Genomic DNA, 5,925 nt, shown 5'->3' with positions numbered 1-5,925 from the left:
CGGCCTCTGTCTCCCCGCGCCCCTCCTCGCCGCGCCCGCGCCCCCGCCCCGGCGCCGGAGGCCGCCGCCGCCCCCCCCCCCCCCCCCCCCCCCCCCCCCCCCCGCCCCCCAACGGGTAATTTCAGGCCAGCAGCAACCGGCCGAGATGGACCGGCAGGACTTCGTTGCGATACCAGGCACTGGCGATCGGATCGGTGGACGGCGAGGTGCCGTCATTGGCAGCAGCCAATGCCGGCGCAATGCCGTCGGTGGTGAGTTTCCGGCCGAGCAGGGCCGTCTCCGCCGCCTTGGCGCGCATCGGCCTGTCGGCCATGCAGCCGAGCGCGATCCGAGCTGACGACACAGTGCCGTCCGGCGTTTGCTCGAGCACGGTGGCGATACTCAGCACCGAGATGCCCTTCGGCTTGACCCTCGACACTTTCAGGAAGCGAAACCTGCCTTCCTTTGGAAGCGTGAAGCCGACCGAGGTGACGATGGCGTGGTTGCTCTCGCGCTTTGCCAGAAAGGTTTCTATCGGCAGCTCGCCATCATCCGTGGTGACCATCGCGTCCAGTGCCAGCAACGCGACGGTGAAATCGCCATAGGGGGTCGGCGCGAAAAGATTGCCGCCGACGGTCGCCATATTGCGGATCGCCGGGCCGCCAACGGCGCGCGCGGCGTCGGCAAGAGTGGCGAGATCCGGGTGACGGGCGATCGCTGCCATGGTTGCCGAAGCGCCGATGCGCACTTGCCCATCGGAAACGGTGATGGCCGACAGCGACGGTTCGCTCGACCTGATAAGGCTGGAGACCGAAACATCGCCTTCATTGGCGGCGCGCACGACCAGCGTGCCGCCGCCGAGATAACGGGTGCCGGCGGCTTTCAGCGCCGCGCCGGCGTCCTTCACCGTCGGGAAAGTCTGCAGTGCAAGCGCCATGGAACGCTCCTGTTTGTCAGCCCAATTCAGTTCAACCTTGGCCGGCGAAATGGTTCTTCAGGGCGTTGAAGCCGCCTTGGAAGACGTTTGCGCCCATGCCTTCGGCCAGCTTGTCGGCTTCCTCGGGAGCGGCGTCGAAGCTGGCGGTCCATTCGGCATAGGTGCGGTCGCCATCGGTCACCCGCCGCAGCTGCAGCGTCGACTTGTGGTTGGTCAGCGGCTGCGGCGTCTCCAGGATGGCGTAGCTGACGAGGAAGTTCTCGTCGGAGAAATCGAGCAGCTTTTCGCGGAGGCGGGCGCCGCTGGCGAGCTGGAAATTGCGCACGCAGCCGATCGCGCCGGCGTCCTTGCCGTCCTCGATATGGCTTTCGACCATGCGCGGGTGCCAACTTGGCAGGCCGTTGAAGTCGCGTATGCGCGCCCAGACCTTTTCCACAGGCGCGTCGATGACGCTGGAGATGGTGACTTTCGCCATATGATCGTTCCCTTGCAAATTAGCTGCTTGGGAGGGTAGGGCGGCGGACTCGGCGGCGCTTATCAATGCGTCTTGAACACCTATCAACCAGTCTGAAAAAAACGGGCAGTCTAAAAATGGCTCAGCTGATCGCCCGGGCCGCCTCGCGGTAAAGCGTCGGCGGGACGCCGACATGGTCGCGGAAGAAGCGCGAGAAATTGCCTTGCGTGGTGAAGCCGAGATTGCAGGCGACCGAGATCAGCGGCTCCTGCGACCACTGCAACTGCCGCACCGCTTCCTCCATGCGCAGCGTGTTCCAATAGACGTTGGGCGTCAGATTGGTCTGTTCCTTGAACAGCGCGAAGAAATGCGGCCGCGACAGGCCGACGCTGCGCGCCACGTCGTCGAAGCAGATGCGCTCGCAGACATTGGCTTTCATCAGCTGGATCGCCTTGCGGACGCGGAAGTCCTGCATGGTGTTGATGCGGGCGCGCACCGTCTGCGGTGCGGCCGCGTCGGCCGCGTCGAGCATGCTGTCGATGAAGCGCTCGATCTCGTAATTGGCGATGTCGTCGATACTCTCATTGTCGCTAAGATGGTCGAGAAGGTTAGCCGCTGCCTTGTGCAGCCAAGGTTCGAGCGTGATCGCCGGGGCTGAGAACAGTGGAGCGGAAGAAGGCAGCTCGCGGCGCCTTCGTGCCCAGTCCGGGTCTATGTAAAAGGCCAGAAACAGGCCGGGCGTGCCGTCGCGGGACAGAGCGTGGCTGTGCGGCTGGAATGAATTGATGCCGGCGGCGATGCCCGGTCCAAGCCGCACCGTCTCGCGGCCGATGGTCATCTCGCCGGCCGTGCCTTCCAGCCAGATGATGATATGCGCCTCGACATGGGCATGGGTGACGAAGTCGCTGGCGACGTTCAGGACAGAAACATGTCCGAACCGGCGCCAGTAGAGCCTGATCGCTTCCGTCATGGGTATATCCTCCCGCAGGCGACTGGCCTCCCTTCGCCTGCTGCGAGCGATTGTGCGGCTCAGTTTGGGCTTGCGTCAAGACGCATGTGCACGTCCGGGCGCCGGCCATGCGCCGCACCGGCGGATTTTCAGACTCGGCGATAGGAAGAAGGTCAGCGTTTCCAGGCCGGTATGGCAAGACCGATGCGGTCGACGGCAACCGACGACCAGCACCCCCTTCGAGGCTGAGCAAGGATTTTGCCAGCGAAGCAACTTTGCCCCGCCGGCGGAAAAGTTCAGTCGTTACGCCTGAAATTGCGGATGCGGTCGAACAGCACGGCGAGCAGGATGGCGCCGCCGATGAACACGCCTTGCCAGAAGGCATTGATGCCGAGCAGCCCGAGGCTGTTGCGGATCACCTCGATCAGCGCTGCGCCAACGACCGCGCCGAAGGCTGTGCCCATGCCGCCGGCCAGGTTGGCGCCACCGATGACGGTGGCGGCGATCACCTGAAGCTCCATGCCGTTGCCGAGATTTGTTGTGACCGCGCCCAGCCAGCCGGTCTGGATGATGCCGGCAAGGCCCGCCGCCAGTGCCGAGATCATGTAGACGACAACCTTGATCTGGCGCACCGGAACGCCGGTCAGCGTCGCCGCATGCTCGTTGCCGCCGATGGCGAAGATGTGCCGGCCGAATTTCGTCCAGCGCAGCACGAAGCCGGTGATCATAGCCAGCACGATCATGTAGAGCACCGGATTGGCGATGCCGAACACCCACGCGCCGCCGCCAAGCGCCAGCAGCTTGTCATGGTCCGGCCCGAACTGGAAGACGACGGTGTTGTTGGAAGCGACCATGGCAAGACTGCGTGCGATCGACAGCATGCCGAGCGTCACGACGAATGGCGGAAACCCGAGATAGGCGATCAAGATGCCGTTGAAGGCGCCGATGATCAGCGCTGTCGCGATCGCAGCGGCAATGCCGATCTCGATGCCGTAGCCGGCATGCATGGTGACCGCCAGCACCATCGAACACAGGCAAAGCACCGAGCCGACCGACAGGTCGATACCGCCGGTGATGATGACGAAGGTCATGCCGAGCGCCACGATGGCGACGAAGGTGATGTTGCGGGTGATGTTGTAGAGGTTCTTGGTCGTGGCGAAGGAATCCGTGGCCACGGACAGGAACAGGCAGGCAAGGATGACCGCGATCACCACCCAGAAAGTCTGGCTGGCAAACACCCTGGTCAGCAGAGTGTGCTGTTTCTGCGCGATCGTCTGATCAAGGGTGACTGCCATTATCGACCTTTTTTACTCATGGTTGAGGCGCCAATCATACCTGTTCGATGGCGCCGGTAATGAGCCCGGTGACTTCTTCTGGCGAACTCGAGGCGATCGTCTTGTCGGCGACCTTGCGGCCGCGCCGCATGACGATAACGCGGTCGGCAACGTCAAAGACGTCGGGCATGCGGTGGCTGATCAGCACGACGGCGATGCCCTGGTCGCGCAAATGGCGGATCAGGTTCAGCACCTCGGCGACCTGGCGGACCGAGATCGCCGCCGTCGGCTCGTCCATCAGCACGATCTTGGCCTGCGAAAGCATGGTACGGGCGATCGCCACCGCTTGCCGCTGGCCGCCCGACATTTGTTTGACCAGGTCGCGCGGGCGCGTTTCGGATTTCAGCTCGGCGAAGATCTGGCCGGCACGTTTGTACATCGCGGCATAGTCGAGGATACGAAGCGGCCCGACGCCGCGGCGCAATTCGCGGCCGAGATAGACGTTGGCGGCGGCCGTCAGATTGTTGCAGAGCGCCAGATCCTGATGGACGATTTCGATGCCGTGCTGGCGCGCCTCCACCGGCTTGTGCAGGATCAGCTCCTTGCCGTCCATCTGCATCGTGCCATGGCTCGGTGGGAAATTGCCGGCGATCATCTTGACCAGCGTCGACTTGCCGGCGCCGTTGTCGCCCATCAGGCCGACAACCTGTCCGGCCTCGATCGACAACGAAACGTCGTTGACCGCCTGGATGGCGCCAAAATGCTTCGAGATGTTGGTGAGTTCGAGAACCGCCACCAGCCTTCTTGCCTCCCCGTGCTTTGCGGCCTGCGGTTCTGCCGCGGCCATTCGCTCTCCCCAGTTCCTCCCGGAAGCAGCGATTTTGCCCATTTACGCATAAGCCTCCTTGGCGTCAACCACGGCCTCTTTCGAAAAATCAGTTTTGTAGGACAAATAGCATTGACGTCGGTGACAAGGCGATATTAGCTAAGTGTCGGAGGAGCTTGCGCCGAGCCCCCGGGGTTGCCGGAAGGAATCGGTGAAGGTTTGTCGGTCCGGGATTTGGTAACCAGCAGTATCTGTCGGTGCCGGTCTGAGACTGAATATGAAAATGCTTATCGACCTGGCTTGGCGACACGAGCGCGACGTCCTCTGTCATCTTGCTCCGGGTCGGTCTGTGTGTGGCGGGCACGCCGTGTCCGTTTGTTTCAAAGGGAGGACTGACATGAGGAAATCATTATTGCTCGCTGCCGCCGCCGTCATGGCGTTGGGTGCCGGGCCGGCTATGGCCAAGAAACAGCTCGTCATCGTCGTGAAGGGTCTCGACAATCCATTCTTCGAGGCCATCCACCAGGGTTGCGAGAAATGGAACAAGGAAAACGCCAGCTCGGAATATGAGTGCTTCTACACCGGACCGGCATCGACCTCGGATGAGGCCGGTGAAGCCCAGATCGTCCAGGACATGCTGAGCAAGCCCGATACGGTGGCGATGGCGATTTCGCCGTCAAACGCGCCGTTGATCGCGCAGACGATCAAAAGCGCCAATCCGTCGATCCCGATCATGACCCTCGACGCCGACCTCAGCAAAGAAGATGCGGCGCTGCGCAAGACCTATCTCGGCACCGACAATTACCTGATGGGTCACAAGATCGGCGAATACATCAAGAAGGCCAAGCCGAATGGCGGCAAGATCTGCACCATCGAAGGCAATCCGGCGGCCGACAACATCCTGCGCCGCGCGCAGGGCATGCGTGACGCGCTTTCGGGCAAGGACGGCCTCGCGGCGCTGGCAGGCGAAGGCGGCTGGACCGAAGTTGCCGGCTGCCCGGTGTTCACCAATGACGACGGCGCCAAGGGCGTGCAGGCGATGACCGACATCCTCGCTGCCAATCCCGATCTCGATGCCTTCGGCATCATGGGCGGATGGCCGCTGTTCGGTGCTCCGCAGCCCTACCGCGACCTGTTCAAGCCGATGGCCGACAAGATCGCCAGCAACGCCTTCGTCATCGGCGCCGCCGACACGATCGGCGACGAGGTGGCGATTGCTCGTGACGGGCTGGTGACCGCGCTGGTTGGCCAGCGGCCGTTCGAGATGGGCTACAAGGCGCCCTCGGTGATGATCGACCTGGTCGAAGGCAAGCCAGTCGCCGATCCGGTGTTCACCGGCCTCGACGAATGCACCAAGGACACCGTCGACACCTGCATCCAGAAGTAGGTTCGCAGTTTCGGGGGGGGGCCCCCCGCCGGCGCGCCGGAGGCCCCCGCGGCGGTATACCAAGAGCGGACCCCCCGCCCCCAGCGCGACAGGGGGGTGGGGGGGGGGGTGGGTGAATA

6 protein-coding genes are annotated in these 5,925 nt (G+C 63.3%); 1 reads left to right on the top strand and 5 read right to left on the bottom strand.

Features of this window, described 5'->3' with window-relative positions; genetic code table 11:
* Positions 1 to 121: 121 nt before the first annotated feature.
* The 5 genes from NKJ08_RS37965 to NKJ08_RS37945 form a co-directional block, all read right to left on the bottom strand.
* Positions 122 to 916, bottom strand: a complete 795-nt coding sequence (locus NKJ08_RS37965; protein WP_352532585.1) for an FAD binding domain-containing protein — start codon at positions 914 to 916, stop codon at positions 122 to 124.
* A 31-nt stretch (positions 917 to 947) separates the two neighbouring features.
* Positions 948 to 1,391: an SRPBCC family protein gene (locus NKJ08_RS37960; RefSeq protein ID WP_352532587.1), complete on the bottom strand. Its 444-nt coding sequence runs from the start codon at positions 1,389 to 1,391 to the stop codon at positions 948 to 950.
* A gap of 121 nt (positions 1,392 to 1,512) precedes the next feature.
* Entirely contained in the window at positions 1,513 to 2,340 is an 828-nt protein-coding gene (locus tag NKJ08_RS37955; RefSeq protein ID WP_352786280.1) for an AraC family transcriptional regulator, read from the bottom strand.
* Between the two features lie 275 nt (positions 2,341 to 2,615).
* Positions 2,616 to 3,614, bottom strand: a complete 999-nt coding sequence (locus tag NKJ08_RS37950) for an ABC transporter permease (RefSeq protein ID WP_352532591.1) — start codon at positions 3,612 to 3,614, stop codon at positions 2,616 to 2,618.
* A gap of 34 nt (positions 3,615 to 3,648) precedes the next feature.
* Complete coding sequence (locus tag NKJ08_RS37945) at positions 3,649 to 4,389, bottom strand: ATP-binding cassette domain-containing protein (protein ID WP_473501743.1); 741 nt, start codon at positions 4,387 to 4,389, stop codon at positions 3,649 to 3,651.
* Positions 4,390 to 4,816: 427 nt separating this feature from the next.
* Between NKJ08_RS37945 and NKJ08_RS37940 the strand changes: the two genes are divergently transcribed.
* The gene (locus NKJ08_RS37940; RefSeq protein ID WP_023721257.1) at positions 4,817 to 5,806 is read left to right on the top strand and encodes a sugar-binding protein; all 990 of its coding nucleotides are present in this window, start codon (positions 4,817 to 4,819) and stop codon (positions 5,804 to 5,806) included.
* Positions 5,807 to 5,925 lie beyond the last annotated feature (119 nt).

Origin of the sequence: Mesorhizobium sp. M0244, from assembly GCF_040321795.1 — a bacterium.
Classification (GTDB): domain Bacteria; phylum Pseudomonadota; class Alphaproteobacteria; order Rhizobiales; family Rhizobiaceae; genus Mesorhizobium.
The sequence above is the reverse complement of the archived record's forward strand: the minus strand, read 5'-3'. Positions and strand labels throughout refer to the sequence as shown.

Bases quoted from the DNA above. Each gene is read 5' to 3' on its own strand.
- NKJ08_RS37955 (WP_352786280.1), bottom strand. From the start codon at position 2,340: ATGACGGAAGCGATCAGGCTCTACTGGCGCCGGTTCGGACATGTTTCT.
- NKJ08_RS37960 (WP_352532587.1), bottom strand. From the start codon at position 1,391: ATGGCGAAAGTCACCATCTCCAGCGTCATCGACGCGCCTGTGGAAAAG.
- NKJ08_RS37965 (WP_352532585.1), bottom strand. From the start codon at position 916: ATGGCGCTTGCACTGCAGACTTTCCCGACGGTGAAGGACGCCGGCGCG.
- NKJ08_RS37940 (WP_023721257.1), top strand. From the start codon at position 4,817: ATGAGGAAATCATTATTGCTCGCTGCCGCCGCCGTCATGGCGTTGGGT.
- NKJ08_RS37950 (WP_352532591.1), bottom strand. From the start codon at position 3,614: ATGGCAGTCACCCTTGATCAGACGATCGCGCAGAAACAGCACACTCTG.